The sequence below is a fragment of the uncultured Sphingomonas sp. genome (genome assembly GCF_946477935.1).
In the GTDB taxonomy this organism is placed as follows: domain Bacteria; phylum Pseudomonadota; class Alphaproteobacteria; order Sphingomonadales; family Sphingomonadaceae; genus Sphingomonas.
Genome location: NZ_CAMLAC010000002.1, coordinates 31,024 through 53,897 on the forward strand (window position 1 = coordinate 31,024; position 22,874 = coordinate 53,897).

At 62.0% G+C, this 22,874-nt stretch carries 25 protein-coding genes; 17 read left to right on the top strand and 8 right to left on the bottom strand.

Features of this window, described 5'->3' with window-relative positions; all coding sequences use genetic code 11:
• Positions 1-144: 144 nt before the first annotated feature.
• The gene (gene gap, locus Q0U08_RS00580) at positions 145-1,155 is read right to left on the bottom strand and encodes a type I glyceraldehyde-3-phosphate dehydrogenase (protein WP_298089086.1); all 1,011 of its coding nucleotides are present in this window, start codon (positions 1,153-1,155) and stop codon (positions 145-147) included.
• 255 nt (positions 1,156-1,410) lie between these two features.
• Here gap and rpiA point away from each other — a divergent pair, with 255 nt between their 5' ends.
• A complete protein-coding gene (gene rpiA, locus Q0U08_RS00585; protein ID WP_272781514.1) occupies positions 1,411-2,097 on the top strand; it encodes a ribose-5-phosphate isomerase RpiA in 687 nt (228 codons plus the stop codon).
• A gap of 311 nt (positions 2,098-2,408) precedes the next feature.
• Complete coding sequence (locus Q0U08_RS00590) at positions 2,409-2,888, top strand: MarR family transcriptional regulator (protein WP_298089088.1); 480 nt, start codon at positions 2,409-2,411, stop codon at positions 2,886-2,888.
• Between the two features lie 29 nt (positions 2,889-2,917).
• Here the strand turns inward: Q0U08_RS00590 and Q0U08_RS00595 are convergent, their stop codons facing one another.
• The 3 genes from Q0U08_RS00595 to Q0U08_RS00605 all read right to left on the bottom strand — a co-directional run bounded on the left by Q0U08_RS00595 (position 2,918) and on the right by Q0U08_RS00605 (position 5,627).
• Positions 2,918-3,697, bottom strand: coding sequence for a ZIP family zinc transporter (locus tag Q0U08_RS00595; RefSeq protein ID WP_298089089.1), 780 nt, complete (start codon positions 3,695-3,697; stop codon positions 2,918-2,920).
• A 101-nt stretch (positions 3,698-3,798) separates the two neighbouring features.
• Positions 3,799-4,281 (bottom strand): peptide-methionine (S)-S-oxide reductase MsrA, encoded by a 483-nt coding sequence (gene msrA, locus Q0U08_RS00600; protein ID WP_298089123.1) that lies wholly within the window; start codon positions 4,279-4,281, stop codon positions 3,799-3,801.
• Between the two features lie 98 nt (positions 4,282-4,379).
• Complete coding sequence (locus Q0U08_RS00605) at positions 4,380-5,627, bottom strand: alpha/beta fold hydrolase (RefSeq protein WP_298089091.1); 1,248 nt, start codon at positions 5,625-5,627, stop codon at positions 4,380-4,382.
• 244 nt (positions 5,628-5,871) lie between these two features.
• Here Q0U08_RS00605 and Q0U08_RS00610 point away from each other — a divergent pair, with 244 nt between their 5' ends.
• From Q0U08_RS00610 to Q0U08_RS00640, 7 genes are all read left to right on the top strand, one after another.
• Positions 5,872-6,747: a LysR family transcriptional regulator gene (locus Q0U08_RS00610; RefSeq protein WP_298089093.1), complete on the top strand. Its 876-nt coding sequence runs from the start codon at positions 5,872-5,874 to the stop codon at positions 6,745-6,747.
• 147 nt (positions 6,748-6,894) lie between these two features.
• Positions 6,895-7,338, top strand: coding sequence for a peptide-methionine (R)-S-oxide reductase MsrB (gene msrB, locus Q0U08_RS00615; protein ID WP_298089095.1), 444 nt, complete (start codon positions 6,895-6,897; stop codon positions 7,336-7,338).
• A 1-nt stretch (position 7,339) separates the two neighbouring features.
• The gene (gene msrA / locus Q0U08_RS00620; RefSeq protein WP_298089096.1) at positions 7,340-7,879 is read left to right on the top strand and encodes a peptide-methionine (S)-S-oxide reductase MsrA; all 540 of its coding nucleotides are present in this window, start codon (positions 7,340-7,342) and stop codon (positions 7,877-7,879) included.
• A 132-nt stretch (positions 7,880-8,011) separates the two neighbouring features.
• The gene (locus tag Q0U08_RS00625) at positions 8,012-8,716 is read left to right on the top strand and encodes a glutathione S-transferase N-terminal domain-containing protein (protein WP_298089097.1); all 705 of its coding nucleotides are present in this window, start codon (positions 8,012-8,014) and stop codon (positions 8,714-8,716) included.
• Positions 8,713-9,681 (top strand): magnesium and cobalt transport protein CorA, encoded by a 969-nt coding sequence (locus tag Q0U08_RS00630; protein ID WP_298089098.1) that lies wholly within the window; start codon positions 8,713-8,715, stop codon positions 9,679-9,681. The genes Q0U08_RS00625 and Q0U08_RS00630 overlap by 4 nt, the downstream gene beginning before the upstream one ends.
• 94 nt (positions 9,682-9,775) lie before the next feature.
• Positions 9,776-10,348 carry a hypothetical protein gene (locus Q0U08_RS00635; RefSeq protein WP_298089099.1) on the top strand — a complete coding sequence of 191 codons (573 nt, stop codon included), beginning with the start codon at positions 9,776-9,778 and terminating at the stop codon, positions 10,346-10,348.
• A 76-nt stretch (positions 10,349-10,424) separates the two neighbouring features.
• A complete protein-coding gene (locus tag Q0U08_RS00640; RefSeq protein WP_298089100.1) occupies positions 10,425-10,874 on the top strand; it encodes a hypothetical protein in 450 nt (149 codons plus the stop codon).
• Between the two features lie 19 nt (positions 10,875-10,893).
• Here the strand turns inward: Q0U08_RS00640 and Q0U08_RS00645 are convergent, their stop codons facing one another.
• From Q0U08_RS00645 to Q0U08_RS00660, 4 genes are read right to left on the bottom strand one after another with little or no spacing between them, the layout of a single operon-like run.
• Entirely contained in the window at positions 10,894-12,228 is a 1,335-nt protein-coding gene (locus Q0U08_RS00645; protein WP_298089101.1) for an MFS transporter, read from the bottom strand.
• A gap of 31 nt (positions 12,229-12,259) precedes the next feature.
• The gene (gene gnd, locus Q0U08_RS00650; RefSeq protein WP_298089102.1) at positions 12,260-13,264 is read right to left on the bottom strand and encodes a phosphogluconate dehydrogenase (NAD(+)-dependent, decarboxylating); all 1,005 of its coding nucleotides are present in this window, start codon (positions 13,262-13,264) and stop codon (positions 12,260-12,262) included.
• A gap of 52 nt (positions 13,265-13,316) precedes the next feature.
• Entirely contained in the window at positions 13,317-13,805 is a 489-nt protein-coding gene (locus tag Q0U08_RS00655) for a DM13 domain-containing protein (protein ID WP_272781593.1), read from the bottom strand.
• 3 nt (positions 13,806-13,808) lie between these two features.
• Entirely contained in the window at positions 13,809-14,282 is a 474-nt protein-coding gene (locus Q0U08_RS00660) for a peroxiredoxin (protein WP_272781592.1), read from the bottom strand.
• Between the two features lie 316 nt (positions 14,283-14,598).
• Here Q0U08_RS00660 and Q0U08_RS00665 point away from each other — a divergent pair, with 316 nt between their 5' ends.
• The 8 genes from Q0U08_RS00665 (at position 14,599) to Q0U08_RS00700 (ending at position 22,874) form a co-directional block, all read left to right on the top strand.
• On the top strand, positions 14,599-15,522 hold the full coding sequence (locus Q0U08_RS00665; protein ID WP_298089103.1) for a VPGUxxT family thioredoxin-like (seleno)protein, type 2: 924 nt from the start codon (positions 14,599-14,601) through the stop codon (positions 15,520-15,522).
• A gap of 401 nt (positions 15,523-15,923) precedes the next feature.
• Positions 15,924-16,529, top strand: coding sequence for a sulfite oxidase-like oxidoreductase (locus Q0U08_RS00670; protein WP_272781590.1), 606 nt, complete (start codon positions 15,924-15,926; stop codon positions 16,527-16,529).
• Positions 16,522-17,268, top strand: coding sequence for a ferredoxin reductase (locus tag Q0U08_RS00675; protein WP_272781589.1), 747 nt, complete (start codon positions 16,522-16,524; stop codon positions 17,266-17,268). Before Q0U08_RS00670 ends, Q0U08_RS00675 begins: the two co-directional genes overlap by 8 nt.
• A gap of 72 nt (positions 17,269-17,340) precedes the next feature.
• On the top strand, positions 17,341-18,360 hold the full coding sequence (locus Q0U08_RS00680) for an NADP-dependent oxidoreductase (RefSeq protein ID WP_272781588.1): 1,020 nt from the start codon (positions 17,341-17,343) through the stop codon (positions 18,358-18,360).
• Between the two features lie 79 nt (positions 18,361-18,439).
• Complete coding sequence (locus Q0U08_RS00685; RefSeq protein ID WP_298089104.1) at positions 18,440-19,705, top strand: thiolase family protein; 1,266 nt, start codon at positions 18,440-18,442, stop codon at positions 19,703-19,705.
• A 10-nt stretch (positions 19,706-19,715) separates the two neighbouring features.
• Positions 19,716-20,789, top strand: a complete 1,074-nt coding sequence (locus Q0U08_RS00690) for an NADP-dependent oxidoreductase (RefSeq protein WP_272781586.1) — start codon at positions 19,716-19,718, stop codon at positions 20,787-20,789.
• Between the two features lie 104 nt (positions 20,790-20,893).
• Positions 20,894-22,498, top strand: coding sequence for a GAF domain-containing protein (locus Q0U08_RS00695; RefSeq protein ID WP_298089105.1), 1,605 nt, complete (start codon positions 20,894-20,896; stop codon positions 22,496-22,498).
• Between the two features lie 19 nt (positions 22,499-22,517).
• A complete protein-coding gene (locus Q0U08_RS00700) occupies positions 22,518-22,874 on the top strand; it encodes a response regulator (protein WP_298089125.1) in 357 nt (118 codons plus the stop codon).

A 22,874-nucleotide genomic window follows, 5' to 3' on the forward strand; every position in this document is an offset into this window, starting at 1 on the left:
TCGGCTTATGTCGAGTTAGAACCGGGAATTGTTGCGCCGGTCGTCCGGATCACCTCTTGTCGATGAGACTTTGACGATCGTGAGCCCGGCGCAGACAAGCCGCTCGGACGGATATATTCCGAGCGCCGGCGTCTCGCCGTATAGTCAGCTGTCCAATTTGCCCATCTCGAGTGCTGTATCGGCCATGCGGGTCGCAAAGCTCCACTCGTTGTCATACCAAGCAAGCACGCGAACCATTCGCCGGTCGACAACATCGGTCTGAGGGAGTGCGACGATCGACGACTCGGTCCGATGGCTCAAATCGATCGATACCAGCGGTTCGGCGGTGACTGCCAGCACGCCCTGCATTGATCCATCGGCAGCTTGCCGGATGGCTTCGTTCACTTCGTCAACGGTGACGTCGCGCATGGCGGACACAGCCAGGTCGATGACCGACACGTTGGGAGTGGGAACCCGGATCGACGATCCGTGCAGCTTGCCCTTCAACTCCGGCAATACGCGGCCAATGGCGTTCGCCGCGCCCGTCGACGTCGGGATCATCGAGAGGGCAGCCGCGCGGCCGCGATATGGGTCCGAGTGGACGGCATCGAGCGTCGGTTGGTCCCCGGTGTAGGCGTGAACAGTCGTCATGTAACCGCGCTCGATACCGAACAGATCGTTCAGCACCTTCGCCACGGGTGCGAGCACGTTTGTCGTGCAGGAGCCGTTCGAAACGATCACATCTTCGCTCGTCAGCGTATCGTGATTGACCTTGAAGACGATCGTCTTGTCGGCGCCCTCGCTGGGCGCGGAGACGAGGACGCGCTTTGCGCCGGCGCGAAGGTGCGCGCTCGCCTTGTCCTTCGAGGTGAAGAATCCAGAGCACTCCAGCGCTATGTCGACCCCGCACCGCTGATGAGGCAAGTCCGCAGGGTCGCGCTCCGTAGTGACTTCGATTTTTCCGGAGCCGACGTCGATCCAGTCGGTACCGATATCGATTTCACCCGGGAAGGGACCGTGAATCGAATCGTATTTGAGAAGGTGGGCCAGGGTAGCGACTGACGCGAGGTCGTTGATCGCCACCACCTGGATATCCCGACGGCCGAGCTCGACCATCGAGCGCAACGTCAGACGACCGATGCGCCCGAAACCGTTGATCGCGACCCTGACCGTCATGCGCATTTCCTTCAGTTGCTGAGAAATGGTCGCTGGCAGCGGGCACCTGCTCGCTACCGTCTGGAAGAGGTTTGAGACTCAAGCCGACGCAATATATATGCGCGGCGCATAGACCTAATCGTCGGTTCCTGGCAGGTCAACATGGTGAGGCGATCGAGCGCAGCAGGCGGGTGCCCGTCAGCTCATTCGCTACCGTCGAGGATAGCAGGTACCCCGCTGAGTGAGGACCCGAGGGCAAGACGGGAGACGTGAGTGGTGTCTGACCTTGAAGCAGAAAAGGTTCTCGCGGCCAGACGAGCGGTCGATGAAGTCCAGGATGGCATGCTTGTTGGATTAGGGACTGGCAGCACGGCTAACTACGCAGTTAGATGCCTGGCCGAGCGGATTGCCAGCGGTCTCCGCATCACAGCGGTGGCAACGTCGCGAATGACCGAAGTCTTGGCCCGCGAACTGGCCATACCGCTGACATCCATGGAAGGTGTCAGCTCAATCGACCTCACGATCGACGGCGCTGACGAGATCGATCACCGCTTGCAGGCGATCAAGGGCGGTGGGGGGGCCTTGCTGCGGGAAAAGGTCATTGCTGCCGCGTCAGCTCGCGTCATAGCCGTGGTCGATTCCAGCAAGTTCGTGACGCAGCTGGGCCGCTTCCCGTTACCGATCGAGGCCTTTCCATTCGCCACCGCTTTCGTCGGGGCGCGCCTCGCTGATCTTGGAGGCCCGGTGTCTCTGCGAATGGAGGACGGCCGTCCGTTCGTGACCGATCAGGGCAACCACATTCTGGACGTTGCGCTTGGATCTATTGCGGATAGCCAGCAGACCGCGCTCGCGATTTCAGGCATTCCGGGCGTCGCCGGGCACGGCCTCTTCCTCTCTGAGATCGACACCGTCGTTATTGCCCACGGCGGCACGGTCGAGCTCCGGCACGCGGAGCGGTCGTGATGTCCATCCAGTCGCTTGCGTCGATCGATTGCACCGTCACGTCGGCGATGAGATGGAGGGAAACCACACGAGATCTAGCGTTCACCTAGCTGTCATAGCCGCCGCGTATCATGCTATTCGACAGCACGTCGCAAATTCTGATGAGTCAGACGGTTGCCCACAGGGCGTAAGAGGCTGATAATACAGCACTTACTCGCATTCGAGCCGTCCGTGTCAAACCACGCCGAAGCTTGCTGTCTATGCGCCACGCACATATAACGGCGCGAATGGATGGACCTCGAGACCGTAACGTGTTCGGGGCGTTCGCACTCATGATCGGCGAGGACATCGTTCGCGCTAGTTCATCGCGGGCGCCTGAAGAAGGACCTGCCGCTTCGGCGTTGGCGCTGATTGCGCACAAGCCCGGGCTTTCGGTGAGAATGCTCGCGATTGGCGTAGGCTTGTCGCACGCGGCGGCGGTTCGCCTTGCAGATCGCCTTACTATTCAAGGGCTGATCGAGAGCCGGGCGAGTTCGTCCGACGGGCGGGTCCGCTCCCTGTATCTGACATCGGCCGGTCAGACGGCCAGCGCCGCGGTCCTAGCCGCTAGAGATGAGGTAATCGCGGAAGGGTTGTCGATCCTCAACAAGGGCGAAATGAAGTTCCTGGCCGACATTGCCGAGCGCGTATTACGCGACCGTTTGGAGAACCTCGAGCATTCTTACCGCATCTGCCGCCTGTGCTGCTACGAAGGCTGTACCGATTGTCCTATCGACGCCGAGCTGCACGAGCGGGGGCGGGACCGCGAGTGAGGGCCACATCCATCCGGGTATGAGCCGGATTAGTGTTGCGCGATCAGGTAAGCGGCGAGGAAGCCAAGAACCGTGATCAGGCCTATGAAGGGAGGCGCATTCTCGAATGCTTCTGGGATCATGGCCTCCGCCAGCATGGCTAGTACGGCCCCCGCCGCGAACAGGAGGATCGCCGGCTCCTGCGCCGATGCTGAACCGAGCAGAAAATTCCCGGCGGCGGCAGCGATCCCTATGAGCAGCGGTATCCCGATCCAAATCGTGTAGACGTACCGACGCGACCGGCCGGCCTGCTTCATCCCCGAGGTGCTCGACAGTCCCTGAGGCACGTTAGCTAGAAAGAAGCCCGCGATCACCGCCAAGCTGATCGCGCCGCCGCCGGCGACTGACATCCCGATCACCAGGGCCTCCGGTATTCCGTCAAGCACACTGCCGACCGCGATCGCAGACCCACTCCCGTGATGCTCTGCCTCGTTCGGTTGCTCGACGCATTCGCCGCAGCGCTTCCGGTTCTTCGCGCCGCGGCGGGCCAGATACCAGTTTATGCTGCTGAAAACCGCCGCCCCTGCTGGCAAGGCGACGGTTGGCCATATATCCGCCCCCGCCGCGTCCGGTCGGACGACGAGTTCGGTGGCTATCACGGCAAACAGGACGCCGCCGCCAAAGCCCATGACGGCTGCAATCATCCGGTGGCTGAGCTTGCCGAAGAAAGCGTCCGCAACGATCGCGCCCAGAAGCAACCCGCTACCGGATACCAGACCCCACAGACCGGCAACAAGGAACTCAGGGATCGGGGAAGCAGGAGAGCCCATAGCCACTCAGCCTCTTTCAGATGATGTCGACACGCAGGATCGCTCGGTTGCGCATTCACAAACGACCGGACGCGCGGGCGACTGGCGGCATCGCCACATCCTCACCGCTGTCGATCCAGGCGCCAATTGGGGCGCGCGAAGTGGCAGCTATAACCCCGTGGGTGGCGAACGAGGTACTTCTGATGCTCCGGCTCCGCTTCCCAGAAAGGCTCTTCGGGATTGATTTCGGATAAGACTGGCCCTGGCCATAGACCTGACGCTTCGATCTCCTCGATCGTCGCCAAGGCAACTTCCATCTGACGCTTGTCGGTATAGAAAATAGCGGAGCGGTAGCTCGGACCGACGTCGCTACCTTGTTGCTCGTAGGTTGTGGGATCGTGGATCTGAAAGAAGAGCTCCAGCAAAGTTCGATAGCTCAGAAGGGCCGGGTCGAAGACCACTTCTACCGCCTCCGCGTGCCCATGATGATCATCGTAGGTCGGCGCCGCCATCTCACCGCCGATATATCCGACGCGCGTCGAGATGACCCCCCGCTTGCGACGCAGCAGATCCTCCAAACCCCAGAAGCAGCCGCCGGCGAGTATCGCTCGCTCCGTACGGCTCGCCCCATCTCCGGCAACCCTGTCGCTTTCGGATCGCTCACTTACTGATCGATCCTGATTGTCGCCACCGGATGCCATGCTTACGCGGCCGACCGGGGGTCGGCTTCGCGGCTGGGCGAACCAACGAGATCGGTCTGAACATCGGATCCGCGAATGAGCGTCAGATCGACGGGACAGCGATCGGCGATCTCAAGAATCCGTGCGCGCTGTTCCTCATCGAGAGGCCCCTCAAGGACGATCGTGCGCGTGAACCTATCTGGCGGAACCATGTCCGCCACCTTCTTGTGCTCGACCCTCGTGCTCGCTCGTTCGAGCGGAAAGCCCTTCCGGTTAGCATAGAGGCGCATCGTCATTACCGTGCAGGCAGCAAGGCCCGCCGAGACCAGTTCATATGGCGACAGACCGCTCCCTAACCCGCCGACTGAGGCCGGTTCGTCCGAGAAGATCGTGTGCTTGCCGCTGCGGACCCTAAGCTGAAACTTGCCTGCCAGCGTCTCGATGGCCTCGACCCCATCCGCTGCCTCAACCTGGGGAAGATCGGCTACAAGGGGCGGCAGGTAGCGATTTGCCCAGGTTGCCACCATTGCTGAAACGAAGTTTGCGTTGGCGGCATCGGCGATGAGATGATCTGCCATGTCGAGCGAAACAAAGCTCTTGGGGTGGCGAGCAGCGACGAAGATGCGCGACGCATGCTCAATCCCGACCACCTGATCGATAGGGGAGTGCAGGACGAGCAAGGGACGACGCAGCGTCGCCACCGCCTTCTCCACATCCACCTCCGCAACGGCGTCGATGAAGCTGCGACGAATGAGAAAGGGCCGCCCGGCGATTTCGACCGATGCTTCTCCGTCGCGCCTGACCGTGTCGAGATCGCTGGCATTGAAGACCTTCAGGATATGCTGGAGCTCCGCCGGAGCGCCGATAGTCGCCACGGCGACGATATCCGGGAGATCGGCGGCAGCCACCAAAGCGGCGGTTCCACCAAGGCTGTGCCCAATAAGGAGGGAAGGGGTCATTCCCGCGGCCGTCATCGCGTTCGCCGCTGATTTGAGATCCGTAACGTCCGAGGCGAAACTGACTGCCTCGCCTTGGGCGCTGCCTATCCCAGTTCCAGCAAAGTCGAATCGCAGCACGCCGATGCCCGCCCGCGAAAGCGCACGGGAAATATGGACAGCCGCTCGGCTGTCTTTCCCGCACGTGAAGCAATGGGCGAAGATCGCCCATCCTCGGGGGGTGCCTTCCGGCGGCTCCAGGAGGGCGGAAAGAGGCCGGCCCTCCTCGTTTTGGAACGTGAACGATGTGCCCGGCACGCCGATACCTCCCAGCATCTATGGGCACCGATCGACGATCTCTGCCAGCCCGCGAGAGGGGTGATCGTCACCACCTCGCGTCTCACTGGGCCGCACAGCATCGGCATCGGCACCTGTCTCCACAGGCATCCTTTTTATATGCGTCACGCATATAGACAAGCCCCTACCGCCAAACTATATGCGTCGCGCATACTTCTCCGTAACGCTCGATCGACGCCTGATCCGTGGGGAAGTGCGTGACAGACACATGGGCCGAAGGGTGATGGAACTCAATCAGGTCAGCTATTTCATAAACTTGGCTGCGACGCTGAACTTTACCGAGGCAGCTCGGCTGAGTGGCGTATCGCAGCCAAGCCTGACCCGCGCTATCCGCCGACTAGAAGAGGAACTAGGCGGTGCGCTGATCTATCGGGACGGAAAGAACAGCCGCCTCACCGGACTGGGCCAGGATGTCGAAGCGGAGTTCCGGCGAATGCTCTTCGCCCTGAAAAGCGTGCGCGATCATTCCGAGAACTGGACGATGGGGCGGCACCGGGTGCTGGACATCGCCGTGGCGCCAACCGTCAGTCCCAAAGCGTTTGGGACCTTCTTCGAAGGTGCCCTGGATAAGGTGCCCTCAATCGAGATCAGGCTGCACTCGCTCCAGTCGAGCGAGGACACGTCGGAAGTGTTATCAGGCAAATATCACGCTTGTATCCTGCCGCGGGAAATCCGCCCGGACCGTAAGCTCGATATCCGTCCTCTCTTTCGAGAGCGCTTTGTACTCGCCTGCGCGGTCGAGCACCCATTGGCGAACGCAGATATTGTGCGCGGTGAGGACTTGTCGAGATATCCGGTCGTCGATCGACTCAAATGCGAGTTTCGTGACCAGATAGTGGAACACTTTGCGCGGCGCGACGTGGTCATGCGCCCACGCTTCCGTTCCGAGCGAGAAGACTGGGTTCATCGAATCGTCGCCGAAGGTCGCGCGATATGCATCTTGCCGGAGCGATCGGCGGCAGACACTGGTCTCGTAACTCGACCGATCGAAGGTTTCACCTTGGAACGAGAAGTGGTGATCGCGACTGTTTCCGGTTCGACGGCTCCGGTCGAGATCCGGAAGGTAGCGCAACTCGCGGCCCGACACGAATGGCAGTGAGTCAGACAAAGCGTCAGAGCTATGGAAACTATGCTCACAGCGTATTGGATAAGTGACGTCGCCACTGCGATAGTCGATGTGACGACAGATCAGTCAAGCTGAACTCAGTGCGCCCGGCCCTCTAAACTTAGTATTGGAGATCGAATCATGAAGTTCGAGAAGACACAGGCGGCTATTGACCGCCTCACCCCAGAGCAACGTCGCATTACCCAGGAACACGGCACCGAGCGGGCGTTCACGGGTGAATATAACGACAACAAGGAGCCGGGCATTTACGTCGATGTCGTCTCGGGCGAGCCGCTTTTCGCGTCGACCGATAAGTTCGAATCTCGCTCCGGCTGGCCGAGTTTCACCAAGCCAATCGTCCCGGCGCATATCAACGAGGTGCGAGACAGCTCGCACGGGATGGTCCGGACGGAAGTTCGGTCGGTGCACGGTGACAGCCATCTCGGCCACGTGTTTCCGGACGGTCCGTCCGACCGCGGCGGCCTGCGCTACTGCATCAACTCGGCAGCGCTCCGCTTCATCCCGCGCGATGAGATGGAGGCGGAAGGCTACGGCGAATATCTCGACCAGGTAGAGGAGGCTTAACATGCAACAGCGCGCTGTTCTCGCTGGCGGCTGCTTTTGGGGCATGCAGGATCTGATCCGCAAGAAACCCGGCATCATCTCGACCCGCGTGGGCTATACCGGCGGCGACGTCCCCAATGCCACCTATCGCAATCATGGCACCCACGCCGAGGGCATCGAAATCATCTTCGACCCCGAGGTGACGAGCTATCGAAACATCCTGGAATACTTTTTCCAGATCCACGATCCGACCACGAAGGACCGTCAGGGCAACGATCGCGGTCTCTCCTACCGGTCAGGCATCTACTACGTCGACGAGGAGCAGAAGCGCATCGCCGAAGATACGATCGCCGACGTGGATGCATCGGGGTTGTGGAACGGCAAGGTCGTCACCGAGGTCAAGCCCGTGGGCGATTTCTGGGAGGCCGAGCCGGAGCATCAGGACTATCTCGAGAAGCGTCCGGGTGGCTACACCTGTCACTTCGAGCGAAAGGACTGGGTGCTTCCGAAGCGCCAGGATGCCGGCGGTTCGCAAGCTGCGGTCGCTGCACGAGCTGAATAGGACGACACTCTTACGCGCCGCCGCCGACTGTGGTCGCTCACTTCGTGACCGCATCGCCATGCGATGCGGTCCTCGAGTTGGAGACTGACCAGGCACCCATTCGGACCAAGCCTGCCCGAGGATCGCAGCCGTATGCCAGACTTCTCCTCGTTCCCGATCGCGCAACGATGGCCAGCGGCACATCCGGAGCGGGTGCAGCTTTACGCCGCACCGACGCCGAACGGCGTGAAGGTGTCGATCATGCTCGAAGAGACCGGGCTCGCCTACGAGCCGCATTTCGTTGATATCTCGAAGAACGAGTCGAAGGACCCGGCCTTCGTATCGCTTAATCCGAACGGGCGCATACCTGCGATCATCGACCCCCTTGGTCCGGGCGGCACGCCGATCGGCGTCTGGGAATCCGGGGCTATTCTGGTCTATCTGGCGGATAAGACCGGCCAGTTCATGCCGATCGCTCCGGCTGCGCGCTACGAGACGCTGAGTTGGGTATTCTTTCAGATGTCGGCGATCGGGCCCATGTTCGGTCAGTTGGGCTTCTTCCTGCGATGGGGCGGCAAGGACTTCGAGGATAAACGCCCCCAGCATCGCTTCGCCGATGAATCCAAGCGACTGCTTGGGATCGTCGATCGTCAGCTCGATGGACGCGACTGGATCACCGGCGAATATTCGATCGCCGACATCGCTACGCTCGGCTGGGTGAACGCGCTCGTTACCTCATATGACGCCGGCGACCTTCTCGGACTGAAGGATTTCTCGAACATAGCCGCCTGGCTCGAACGCGGTCTCGCGCGACCGGCAGTAAGGCGCGGGCTGCTCGTTCCGGCCAGAACTATATGAGCGTCATTGCCAGTTATTATTACAACGAGGGGAAGCGCGTTCGAGAGGTCGCGATCGACGAGAGTGTCGCGCCCGACAAAAGCCGATCAGGCTTCTGCTGGATCGGTTTGAGTGAGCCGACCACGGAGGAGCTGCGCTCGCTCCAGGAAACCTACGGCCTACATCCTTTGGCCATCGACAACGCGATGCACCCGCAATGTCCTCCGAAGCTCGAGGTCTACAACGACGAGCTTTACGTGGTCGCCAAAACAGCCGAGCTGGACGGAGACCGTATCCGTTACGGCAAGACGGCCATCTTCATGGGCCACAATCATCTTATCACTGTGCGACACGGGACGCCGGGCGCCTTGGGGAATCTCCGGGAGCAGCTTGAGGCATCACCGACGCTGTTCGGCAAGGGCGTCGACTACGTCCTCCATGCGATCCTGCACCGCATCGTCGACCAGTACCTCCCGATCTTCGAGATGATCGAGGACGATGTTCTGGCGATGGAGCGCCGTTCACTCGACGACTTCCTCGGCCGCAAGGAGGTCGCTCGCATTTTTGGCCTGAGGTGCGAGTTGACGAGGTTTCAGCGGACACTGGGAGCGATGGCCGAGCTGGTGCGCAAGCTCGTCCGGGGGCACTTCCCTTGCATCAGCACAGAGGTCCGGCCGTACTTCAACGACGTCGCGGATCATGTCTCGCGCGTGCAGGCAATGGTCGACGGCCTCCTGCAGGTCCTGTCGTCCGTTTTCGAGTTCAGCAGCCTGCTGGAAGCGCAGCGGACCGGCGTCATCACCCGGCAACTCGCCGCCTGGGCCGCGATCCTCGCCGTGCCCACCGCGATCGCCGGGATATACGGCATGAACTTCAGGCACATGCCCGAGCTGGACACCGCCTACGGCTATTTCGTCGTGCTCGGGGTGATGACGTTGTTCTGCCTCTTCCTGTTTTTGCGCTTCAAAAAGGCGAAATGGCTGTGAACGCCGCTCCTCGCTCTTTGTTTATCTGCGCGGCCATTCACAGTGCTGCCTCAACCGGAACGGCCCTGATCGTACAACAGGCAAAGGAGTACACATGACTAACCAGGTGTCCGACGTTCTAGAGGCCGTGCAGTCCTTCGTCTCAAAGGGCTATGATCGCGAGTACCGCGTCAAAGAAGGGCGCCTGGTCGATCTAGAGCTTGGATCCACGCTGGACGCCTGCGCAATCCAAGTTGATGCTGCCCTGCGCCTGGAAAGCGGCGACGACGCCGAAGACGCCTCGAACATCTACGCGATCACCGATCCCACAACCCAGCACAAGGGGCTGCTGATCGATGCCTTCGATGTCTTCGATGAGATCTGCCACCGTGACCTGGCCGAACGTCTCTCAGAGCAGCGAGAAACGATGCCGGCCGGTGATGAAGACGTCCCTAGCAAGCACGGCCTGCGCAAGGTTTACAAAGCCGATTTCGACAGTGATCCCGAGCGCTACGTCCTGCGCGAAGGCTTTCCGGATTTTCCAGCCTGTCCGTTTGGCGGCGCCTTCAACATCCTTGGTTTCGACACCGCCGAGCAAACGTACGTTTGGCTGGTCACGAGCATCATTCGCGACCCGCGGCTGATCCGCATCCCATACCAGGGCGAGGGTGTCATCTCAGACGAATAGCGCGGTCCGGCGAGCAGCAGCCGTTGTTTGGTCGCTGCGCTCACAATTCATGCTAGCGGAATCCAAAGAGGGTGAGATGGATTGGAATAAGGATCACGTGCGGGAAACGATGCTCTCGCTTGAAGCGGCTGCCCTGCAGAGCGCCCGCGAGAAATATCTGGATTATGTTTCCACCGCTCGGCTCGATCGAAGCGAGCCGATCGAGAACGACGAACAGGCCCAGGCCGAGGTCGCGAGCGACTTCGCGGAAGCGCTCGACGACACGCTCGATGATTACGCCGACAAGCTCGACAAGCTCAGGATGATCGACTTCGGACCGAAAACCGCAGTCGCGGAAGGCGCGCTCGTAAAGCTGTCGGGCCGCTACTTCGTGATCGCTGTCTCGACCAGCAAGTTCATGTGCCACGGGCAAGAGCTCATGGGGATCTCAACGATGGCGCCGATTTATGAAGCCATCGAGGGCGCGCAACCTGGAGAGACTGTGCAATTCAACGGCCGCGATCTTCGGGTGGAAGAGATCGCGTAGACCCCGACGAGATCGGCCCCTAACGTGTGGCGTGTCGACGCCGGTCTTGCTTTTGTATCATCGCGTCGAGTGCGCCCGTGATCATCGGCGCGCTCGGGCAACGGGTGGCCCTCACCGCCAGAGAGTGCTCCGGACACCGATAGACGATGGCGAGCGCTGAAAGGACTGTCAGCAGCGCCGCGGCGTACAGGAAAAGGCCGCCGGGACCAGCGAGGCTCATTGCCACCCCGGCGACCAGCGGTCCTACGGCCGTCCCAATGCCGTTGAGCAGCAAAAGACCGCGCGCGGTTCCCAGAAGACGAGCGGCTGGGAGATCGTCGTTCGCGACCGCGACGCACAGCGAGTATATCGGAATACCGAACCCGCCGAAAAGGGCTCCCACGGCGAGTAGCAGGGGCAGGGGTGCTTCGGTCGTTAGCGCGACCCCTACGGCGGCCGCCGCAGATGCGAGGGCGGCACCGGCGATGATCAGATTGCGGGGCACCCGGTCAGACAGCCAGCCAAGCGGCCATTGCAACGCCAGCGTGCCTCCAAGGACCGCGGCCATGAAGGCAGAGATCCCGGCTACATCGAGACCAATTTTTTGGGCGAAGCTCGGACCCATTCCCCAGAATCCGCCGATGGCCAGGCCCGTCAGGAAGGCCCCGATCGTCGCGAGAGGCGAGATCGATAGAAGGTCCCGAAACGCGACCGGCTCCTGTTCAACTTCGGCCGGAGGATGACTGGGCAACAGGGTGATCGGCACCACCGCCGCCGATATGAGCACCGATACGATAAGGAACAGCGTCACACCGGCGGGCGGCGCGATGTTGAGGAGCGCTTGCCCGACGGCCCAGGACCCCATCGAAACGACGCCGAAAATCGACAGGAGCTGCCCGCGGGTCGAAGGCAATGCGTGCGCGTTGAGCCAGCTTTCGGTCGCGAGGATCATGCCGGCGTAAGCAAGACCGGTGACCATGCGAAGCGGCATCCACGCCAACGGCTCCACCAGCGCGGCATGAAGAATGGCCGTGATCGATGCGATGGCTGCGAAGCCGGCGAACGTCCTCACATGACCGACGGATACAATGACGCGCGGCAGCAATAGGGCGCCGATGGTAAACCCCGAGAAGTAGGCCGACATCATCGCGCCGATACTGCCACTCGAGAACTCTTCCTGTCCGGCCCGGACGATCAGCAGGGTGCCCAGCAATCCATTGCCAAGCAACAGGAAGGCGACACTCAGCAACAGCGCGGCCACAGGCGCGAGTGCGAGACCGCGCGTGGCAGCCACTTTGATCGACTCCATCGGAGGGGTCATCTTCGGTTCCGCCGGACTAACCAGCTCCCGCGTGATCGGTTTGCGATCGGCCAACGCGACTTTTCGTTGCGGAAGCGGGTCACGATCACTGCGGCATCTCGACATGTCCGCCGAAGCCGAAGCGCATCGCCGAAAGCAGTTTATCACCGAAGGTATGTTCGACGCGGCTCCTGTAACGCGCATACAACGCGGCCGAGAGGACGTTGACCGGCACCGCTTCCTCCATCGCCGCCTCGATCGTCCATCGGCCCTCGCCTGAGTCGGAGACATGGCCCGAGAACTGCTCGAGCATCTGATCCCGCGCGAGCGCAGCGGCCGACAGGTCTAGCAGCCAGGACGAGATCACGCTGCCGCGACGCCACACCTCGGCGACATCGGTGAGGTTGATGTCGAACCGCTCGTCTTCGGGCAGTTTCGCCGACGACCGACCCTTGAGTATGTCGAAGCCTTCAGCATAGGCCTGCATGAGCCCGTACTCGATGCCGTTATGGACCATCTTCACGAAATGGCCCGCCCCGGCCGACCCTGCGTGGATGTAGCCCTTCTCCGCGCGCGGGTCGTGGCCGTCGCGGCGATCGACTGTGCGCGGTATCGTTCCCAGACCCGGCGCGAGAGCAGAGAAAATGGGATCGAGATGATCGATCACCGGCTTTTCACCGCCGATCATCATGCAGTAGCCGCGATCAAGCCCCCACACCCCGCCCGACGTCCCGACATCGACAAAGTGGACGCCGCGCTCCGCGAGATCCTTGGCGCGATGGATATCGTCCTTGTAGAAGGCGTTGCCGCCATCAATGATGATATCGCCCGGCGCAGCGAGGTCGGCGATCGCGGCGATCATCGCCTCGGTCGGCTTGCCGGCCGGCAGCATCACCCAGTAGATCGCCGGCTTGTCGAGCTTGCTGCGCATGTCGGCCAGCCCCGAGGCACCTACCGCTCCTTCTCGCACGAGCTCGGCAACAGGCTCGGGCGAGCGGTTGTAGACTATGGTGTCATGGCCGTGCCGGATCAGCCGCCGGGCTATGTTTGCACCCATGCGGCCGAGCCCAATGATGCCGATCTTCATTTTCTTCTCCGCCTTGCAACACATTGTGGTGAAGTTGGCCGCATCGATTTTGCGATATCGGCGCGCCCTTCCGGTTTCATGATGCTCGAGAAGGGTGTCGATACTCGGCCGCGCTGATGAAGCGGTCGAACGCCTCGCACCAGATCACCACCGTGTTAAATGCGGCAACGTCGACGTCGGCCGGGACGGCGATGATGAAGCCATTGAAGGTCTTCACATCGCCAATGCGGCGCGAATTGTTCTTGATTGCAAGGAAGGCGTCTTTCGTGCCCGCAAATCGCGGAGCGAGGTAAAGCTTGTAATCCGGACCGGGGGAGAGGCGGCCGATGTGCGCTATCCGTTCGCGCGACACTTTCACGTCTCCTTCGCCCCAGTGGACGAAATCGCTGCCCTCAAGACGGCGCTCGAATCGCCCGGTGTAGAGCGCTTCCGCTTCGGTCGAAGCAAACGCCGCCGCATCGGGCAGAGGCGGCGCCGTAAGGATCGGCAGGGCGTAGATGCCGGCGGCAAACCCCAGTGACAGTGTCGCGACATGAGTCGTGGCAAGGATAAGCCAACGGCGCATCGATCAAGCCCGTTCCAGGTGCGCCACCAGCTTGTCCGCATCGAGGTGGAAGTCCGAGAATATGACCGCCCCGCTGGAGTTTATGACGCTGAACCAAGGCGTGCCCCGTGTCCGGTAATCCTCCATGAATGTGGGAAGGCGCGCGCCATGCGGAGCAGGATCATGGCCGAAGACGACTGGCAGCTCGTACTTTAACTGGTTCGTCCGCAGCTTCTCGAAGGTGTTTTCGTGCTCGCCCTCGAACACCGTCTGGATCACCGCAAAGCCGACACCCTTGGTTGCTAGGGCGGCGTGGAGCCGCTGCAACGTGGGGAAGCCGTGCAGGTGGCAACCGCGACACCAGTGCTGAAACGCAAAGAGGATCTTCGGTCCTGATCCCAGCTGAGAGAGCGTAACTGGAACGTCCAGCTCCTTGCCGTCCCCGCCGATCCATTGCATCACCCGAAGCTCAGGGGCTGATTGCTCGGGAGCGGCCACTGTGTCTCTCCTCCTCAGTTATGCCGTTCGACATCCAGGATCACTTTTTCCAGACCACAGCGGGCGAGCCTGCCGGGCCTTCGCTGATGTTCTGCCTGCTCTCCGGGATCATGACCGCACCTTAAGCAGCCTTCGATGCCGATCCGGGCGTCGACACTATGAAGTTTGCGCTTTCTGTTTTCCAATAGCGGTAGGCTATAGTTTCAATAGCTGCGCTGTAAGTTCACAAGCTCGCGGCACTTTACGTGAGCTCAAATATGCGATGTTGCAGAAATCGATCAGGTGAATTCCTGTAGCGCTTCACTAAATAGATAGCATGACAAACACTCGAGTTTCACATCGCGAGCATCGTGAGCTCGGCGACGTCGCATGGCTGCGCGACTACGATCACGCGACGGCGCTCGCGGCCGCTCAGGGCAAGCCCGTGTTGCTGCTATTTCAGGAAGTTCCGGGGTGCGCGACCTGCGTGCACTTCGGGCAGGACGTTTTGACGCATCCTTTGATGGTGGAGCTGATCGCCGAGCGGTTCGTGCCGGTGGCGATCTTCAACAATCATCCCGGTGCTGATGCCAGGATAATGCGGCTCTATGGCGAGCGCTCCTGGAACAACCCGGTCATGCGCTTCCTTCGGTCGGACGGAACCGAGCTTTTGCCCCGTCTGGCGGATCGCTACGATCCGCTCGCCCTTCATGAGAAGCTCAGCGCCGCTCTGGAAGCGCTCGGTGGCGACGTGCCGGCCTATTTCCGCCTATTGGGGCGTGATCTGCTCATCGAGCATGGCTTGAGCGAGGGGGGCGTCTACACGACGCCGTGCTTCTGGTCGGGGGAGACGAGCCTCGCTCAACATCCCGCCGTTATCACAACCGATGCGGGTTGGGTGGATGGCGAAGAAGCTGTGCAGGTACAGTTTGACCCGCGCGCCGTCAGCCGGGCTGACCTGAACACCTACGCCCATGCAGAGGGCTTCGCATCGGTGGCGCATGGCATCTTCCGCCTAGACCGCGAACCGCAATTCTACCTGCGCAAGAACGCCGTCCGCCATCTGCCGCTGTCGGCGGCGCAGCGAACTCGGATCAACTTGGCCGTACCGTATCGCAATCCGATCCCTGACTTGCTCAGCCCGCAGCAGTCCGCTTGGCTTGCAGATCCGCTACTGCAGCGCGTGAGCGACGGAGAGACCTACCGCCAAGACATTCGCGATAGCTGGCCGGTGCTAAAGACGCAGCTCGGTTCCGCATGAAGTGGAGTGATCATTTCGGGACTCGATTGGATCAGACGGCGGTCGATTGCGCTCCGATGCGATGATCGGGGTGTCGCCGCTCGCGACTGCGGACCACTTCCCAGGCTTTTCGTGTGCTCGCTCGTGCCTTTGTACTGGCGATCGCGCCGCATCCGATGCCCTAACGGCTATTGAAACTATAGTCACAGGGCATTGGGAAAGGGCGCTCTTCCGAAGTTATAGTCAACACGTTGTCGCCACGAATCGTGACGAACGAAGTCATGTCTATACCGACAGAGCTTCAGGCACCTAGGTTTCAGAAAGTTTATCTTCGTTTCGATCCGCATGCGTAAGTCTTGTGACGCAGGGGAGTAAGCTGAAGACTAGGCCGGGGCTGTCGCGACGAACAAGGGGAGTCCGGCATGGTCACCAGAGGTTTTACCGGTCGCGGATCGGGCAGCGACCAGTCCGGCCGGATCCCGCCTGGCCAGCATCTCGTTGAGAATTTTCCGGTTCTGACCGCCGGACCGACCCCGGACCTCGATACCGCGAAATGGAATTTCACGGTCAAGATCGGGCCGAAGCCCGTCAAGGTCTGGAACTGGAGCCAGTTCAACGCTCTGCCTCAAACCAGGGTGAAGAAGGACATTCACTGCGTCACGTCCTGGTCCAAGCTGGATACGGCATGGGACGGCGTACTCATCGAGGACATCCTCGCAGACGCCGGGCTCGAGCACCCCACCGATTTCGTCCTCGTGCATTCGTACGACGGTTACTCGACGAACGTGCCGCTGGCGGATTTGCTTTCGGACAAGGCGATGGTCGCGCTCAAATATGCCGGGCAGCCGCTTCCGCGCGATCATGGCGGCCCAGCGCGCCTGCTCGTGCCGCACCTGTACTTCTGGAAGTCGGCCAAGTGGGTGAAAGCGCTGCAGTTCACGACGCGCGACGAAGCCGGCTTCTGGGAACTTCGCGGCTATCACATCTACGGCGATCCGTGGCGCGAGCAGCGATACACTCATGACTGAAGGCGCCGTGCAGGCAGCGCCGTGGCAGAAGGCCGTGATTGACCAGGTCGTCCAACAGACCCCGGCCATCAAAAGCTTCTTCTTCCGGCTGCGCACGCCTTTCACCCATGTGGCGGGTCAGCACGTCGATGTGCGCCTGACGGCGCCTAACGGCTACACGGCGATGCGCAGCTATTCGATTGCCTCACCGACCAGCGATGCAGGGGTCCTTGAGCTCGCCATCGAACGCTTGCCCGACGGGGAGGTATCCCCCTTCTTTCACGACGTCGCAGCGGTCGGTGACGAGATCGAACTTCGCGGCCCACTCGGCGGGCACTTCCTCTGGCCGGGGCAGGGAGCCGAGCCGATCCTTCTGATCGGAGCAGGCTCTGGTCTGGTCCCGCTGATGGCCATGATCCGGCAGCGCCGTGAGATGGCACAGACTGTTCCGACAGCGCTGCTCCTGTCAGCCCGCACGGCGCGCGACGTCCTGTTCTCGGACGAGCTGCTGGCCATCGAACTGGATGATCCCGCCTTCGTGCTGACGCTGGCGATCACGCGTGAAGCTCCGAAGCGTGCGACAGACTTCGCGCGGCGGATCGATAGCACGGTCGTCCAGGAGGTGGTCAGTCGGCTTCCCCGCACGCCTGCCCACGTCTTCGTCTGCGGGTCGAACGGCTTCGTGAACATAGCGGCCGATGGCGCACTGCTCGCCGGTCTGGACGCCGCGGCAATCAAGACCGAGCGATACGGTGGATAACGGCGCAGATCCCGCCGCGTCCTCCCGAGCGCGGACGCGAAACCGCGGCGATCGGCGGGGAGGGCTGAGGCAATGACGGTCGTCGCGCGCCAGTTTCATCTCAGGGCCCGTCCGGAAGGGCTACCCGCGTCTGACAACTTCGAGCTCGTCGAACGATCGCTTCCGGCTCCGCACAGCGGGCAGGTTCTCGTCCGCAATCTGTGGCTCTCAGTCGACCCCTACATGCGCGGAAGGATGACCGGCCGCGAAAGCTACATCCCGCCGTTTGAGATAGGCGAGCCCCTGGATGGGGCCGCGATCGGCGTCGTTGTCGAAAGCGACGACACCGGCCTAAGGCCGGGCGATGTCGTCAGCCACTTCGCCGGGTGGCGTGACTATGCGGTCGTCGACGCTACTTCTGCCACCAAGATCGATCCTGCGATCCCGGAGCAAGCCTATCTCGGGCCGCTCGGGTTCCCCGGCTTCGCCGCTTATATCGGCCTCCTGCGGATCGGAAAGCCGCAATCAGGCGAAACCGTCTTCGTCTCCGCCGCAGCCGGCTCGGTCGGTTCGCTCGCCGTCCAGATCGCAAAGATCAAGGGATGCCGGGTCGTGGCCTCCGCCGGCTCAGAGGAAAAGCTTCGCTGGCTACGCGATGAGGCGGGCGTCGATGCCACGATCAATTACAAGGAGGCGGGGGACATGTCGGCGGCGCTCGACACGGCAGCACCAGAAGGCATCGACATCTATTTCGACAATGTCGGCGGGACCCATCTCGAGGCAGCGCTGAGCGCCGCGAACGACTTCGCCCGCTTCGCACTGTGCGGAATGATCGACCAATATAACAGCGAGCCGTCCGGCCCCCGCAACATCTACGCCGCGATCGAGAAAAGCATCCTGCTGCAGGGCTTCATCACGATCCACAACATGTCCGTGTGGGAGGACTTCCAGCGCGACGTCGCGCGATGGATTCTGGACGGCGAGATCAAATGGCAGGAGACCGTGCTGCACGGCCTCGAGAGCACGCCAGCGGCTTTCCTCGACCTCTTTGCGGGAAAGAACATCGGCAAGATGGTGGTCGACCTGCGCGACGATCCACAGGGAGGATCGTGATGCGACGACCACGCCGCACGACCGCGACAGCGTCCCGCTGCCTCATTCCAGCGCAATTCCAGCATACCGGGAGATCAGCATGAGCCGCTTCGCCGAACCCGTCTTTGTGGCCGCCGGCCTTCGGACACCATTTGGCCGCGGAGGCGGAGCGCTGGCGGCATACGACACGGTTTCGTTATCCGTACCAGTGGTGCAGGCGATGGCCGAGCATGCGAAGCCCGACCTGGTCGTCTGGGGAACCGTGATCCCGAACCTTGGCTGGAGCAATATTGCCCGCGAGGTCTGGCTCGATGCCAAGCTTAATCCGAATGTGCCGGCATTCTCCGTCGTTCTGGCGTGCTCGACCAGCATGACAGCAACCTTCGCAGCGGCGGGCATGCTCGGCGGCGGGACTGACCTGACGCTCGTCGGCGGCGGCGAGGTCATGAGCCGGCCATCGCTGGCCTTGACCCCAGAATCATCGAAGCGGCTCACGGATCTTTTCGCGAAAGATCCCGCCGCCGCGCTGGCTGCGCTGCAGGCGCTTACGCCGCGCGACTATGTCCTACCGACCAAGGGGTGGGCCAACCGCATCACCGGCAGAACCATGGGCGATCATATGGAGGAGACGGCCAAGGCCTGGTCCATCTCCCGCGAAGCCCAGGACGATTGGGCGCTCAAAAGCCACCAGCGCGCAGTCGCCGGCTGGAATGCCGGCTTTTTCGATGATCTCGTGATCCCGCTGACCGAGCTGAAGCGCGACGCTAACCCGCGCTCAGACACGTCCGCCGAGCGGCTCGCCGCCCTGAAGCCTGCCTTCGATCGAGACAGCGGCTTCGGAACCCTGACGGCCGGCAACAGCTCGCCGATCACCGATGGCGCGGCCGCCTGCTGGGTCGCCAATGCGGTTGGCGTGGCAAAGCTACCGTCCGATACGCCATATGTCCGGTTGGTCGACTACGAGGTGTCAGCGGTCGACCTTCACAACGAGGGTCTGCTGATGGCCCCGTCCTATGGCATCCCGCGCCTGCTTGCACGGCATGGACTCAGCTACCCGGACATTGCTCTTTGGGAAATCCACGAAGCTTTCGCCGCCCAGGTGCTGGCGAACGTCGCGGCTATCACCGACCGTGACTGGGTCCGCACGAAGGCGGGTGTCGACCAAGACATGGGCCAGTTCGACTGGGACCGCGTCAACCCAAATGGCGGCTCGGTGGCGATCGGGCATCCGTTCGGCGCCACCGGCGCCCGCGACCTCAGCCAGGCGGTGAAGGAGCTGTGGGCGCAGCCGGTGGGATCACGCGCGATCGTCAGCATCTGCGCCGATGGCGGGCAGGGGACCGTCGCGCTTCTCGAGCGCGTGTGAAGGGGGCAGCATGATGAAGGCAATCCGCTTCCATGAATTCGGTGCCCCGGACGTGCTCCGATACGAAGACGCTCCAAAGCCAGACATCAAGCACGGAGAAGTGCTGATCCGCGTGATCGCCGCCGGCATCAACCCGCCCGACTGGTATCTGCGGGAAGGGTATAAGGCATTGCCGCCGGAATGGCGGCCGGAGGTCGCGTTCCCGGTCATTCCCGGATCGGACGTGTCCGGTGTCGTCGTTGCCGTCGCAGACGATGTGCAGGGCTTCGTGCCCGGCGACGAAGCGTTCGGCATGATCCGTTTCCCGAGTTACGGCGACAGCCTGGGATATGCCGAATATGTATCCGCGCCGGCATCAGACCTCGCCATCAAGCCGCGGTCGATCGATCACGTGCACGCCGCGGCAGTCCCGATGTCGGGCCTCACCGCTTGGCAATTCCTGATCAGTCTAGGTCACGACGAGCCCAATCCGCTGCAGCCGGATCGGCACCAGCCGGTCCCGCTTGCCGGCAAATGGGTCCTCGTCAATGGCGCGGCCGGCGGGGTCGGCCATCTCGCGGTCCAGTTGGCGAAACAGCAGGGCGCACGCGTCATCGCCGTCGCCTCGGGCCGGCACGAGAATTTCCTGGACGATCTCGGTGCGGACGATTTCATCGACTATACCAAGACTGCGGCAGAAGATGTCGTGCGCGACGTCGATCTGGTGGTCGACGCGGTCGGCGGTCCTACGGCAGACCGCTTCCTGCGCACGATCCGACGCGGCGGCGCGCTATTCCCGATCTTTCCGCTTGGTTTCACCGGCCAGGACGACGCCGCTCGGCTCGGTGTAACCGTCTCGGCGACGCAGGTCAGATCGAATGGTGCGCAGCTCGCGGAGCTTGGGCAGTTGCTCGAAAGCGGGGCCGTCCGTGTCGCTATCGACGGCACCTACCCGCTATCGCAGGCTTCCGCCGCGCACGAGCGCGCTGCGGACGGGCACATCCAAGGGAAGATCGTACTCACCGTCGGTGACGCAGATCCGCGCCCTGTAAGTACATCTGCCGTGTCGCCGACGACATGGCCGCCGCGCACGATCGGCCACTGAGGTGCGAGCGTTTGCCCCGCCTTTCGCGTGCTCCCGTCAGCGATTCGGAGCTGTTCATTGCGAGACCGGACTAGCGGGCACGCGCAGGCGCTGGGAGGGGATCAGTGGCTCTGAACGCTAACACAGCGGATGTAGGTGCGATCCATCGCGCCAAGGCTCTTGCGGACCTGATGGTCCTCGACACGCCTGACGAGCAAACCTTCGACGATCTCGTCTTTATCGCGGCAAAGGCCTGCGATGTCCCGATCGCACTGATCACGCTCCTCGATGTCGATCGACAATGGTTCAAGGCCAAGTACGGGCTCGACGTCCAGGAAACGGAGATCGAGCACTCCGTATGCCGGATAGAAATAGATCGCGGCGACATGCTCGAGATTACGGATCTGACCGCCGATCGTCGCACAAACTGCAACCCGCTCGTCACAGGTGCCCAGCACTTCCGCGCTTATGCCGGCGCACCGCTGGTCCTGCGCTCCGGTGTCGTGGTCGGCCGGCTGTGCGTCATCGACACCGAGCCACGCCCGGAAGGGTTGAGTGAGTTGGAAAGGGCGATGCTGCGTGCTCTCGCTCGCCTCGCCAGCGAGAACCTCGAGCTTCGTCGGACCGCCATGGCCAGCAATCGTCTGACGGAGTTGCAGGCCGCCTTGGTCGAGGTCGGCGAGGCCATTCGCGGTAGCGGAGACGCTGGGCAGATGGCGTCAGCGACCGCAGCAATCGTCGGGCGGGTGCTGACTGCAGATCGCGCAGGCCTGGGGTCAGTCGACGACGCAATCGAGACGATCGACATCAAGACCGACTGGACTGCGCCCGGAATTCTCAGCCTCGCCGGCCGTCATCGCCTCGATGAGTATGTGAGTTTGCGGGAGCCGCTCGTGTATGGCGACCCGCTGGTGGTCGCTGACGCCCTCACCGACGAACGCGCAGTCTCGAACCTTGCGATCGCAATGCGCATCGGGGTTCGCGCGCTTGTCGATATGCCGGTCCGGGAACATGGCAGGACGATCGCCTTGTTCTTCGTTCATTCGGCGCAGCCTAGACCTTGGCTGGCAGAAGAGATCGCGTTTCTCCGTAGCGCGACCGACCGTCTCGAAGCCGGTGTTGCGCGACATCGATCGGACGAGCAACAGCGCATCGTAAACGGTGAGATTGCGCACCGGCTGAAGAACATGCTGACGATGGTTCAAGCGATCGCGAGCCAGACACTGCGATCAGCGAGCGACCGTGAATCAGTCTATGCCTTCGAACGCCGCCTGATGGCGCTGAGCGCCGCGCATGACGCCCTGCTTCAAAATAGCTGGGCGCAGGCCGACCTCAAATCAATAGCGACGACCGTGGTCGAGGCGATCGGGTTCATGGATCGCGTCAAGATGGACGGCCCACCAGTGGCGTTGGGGGCGCGGGCAGCGCTCTCCTTCTCGCTGATCGTGCACGAGCTTCTGACAAACGCCTGCAAATACGGGTCTCTCACGGGCGACTCCGGAGAAGTCTCGCTCACCTGGGAGATCGAGACCAACGATGGTGACGATCGCCTCATGATAAAATGGCGAGAGCGGGGGGGACCTCCAGTCACTCCACCTACGCGCCGGGGCTTCGGCTCGAAGCTTATCAGCATAGGCTTGGCCGGCACCGGCGGAGTGGACCTTCGCTACGATCCGGACGGATTCGCGGCCGACTTGCAAGCCCCCATGCGCCACCTGGCCAAGGGCTGACGGAGGAATGCGTATAATGATGAGGCCCGTGGTTCTCGTCGTAGAAGACGAACCACTTGTTCGGCTTTTCGCATCGGACATGATCGAGGAAGCCGGTTTCGAGGTGCTGCAAGCGGCCGATGCCACGGACGCGATCGTCACGCTGGAAGGTCGGCTCGATGTCCGTGTCGTCTTCACCGATGTGGACATGCCTGGCGGGATCGACGGCATCATGCTGGCGATCTGCATTCGGGAGCGCTGGCCCGCCATTCAGATCATCATCACTTCCGGCAGACCCTGGCCGGAGGGGACGGACATCCCTGACGACATGGTCTTTTTCTCGAAGCCATATCGTCAGGACCGGGTGCTGGAGACTGTTCGGAGGATGGCGGCATGA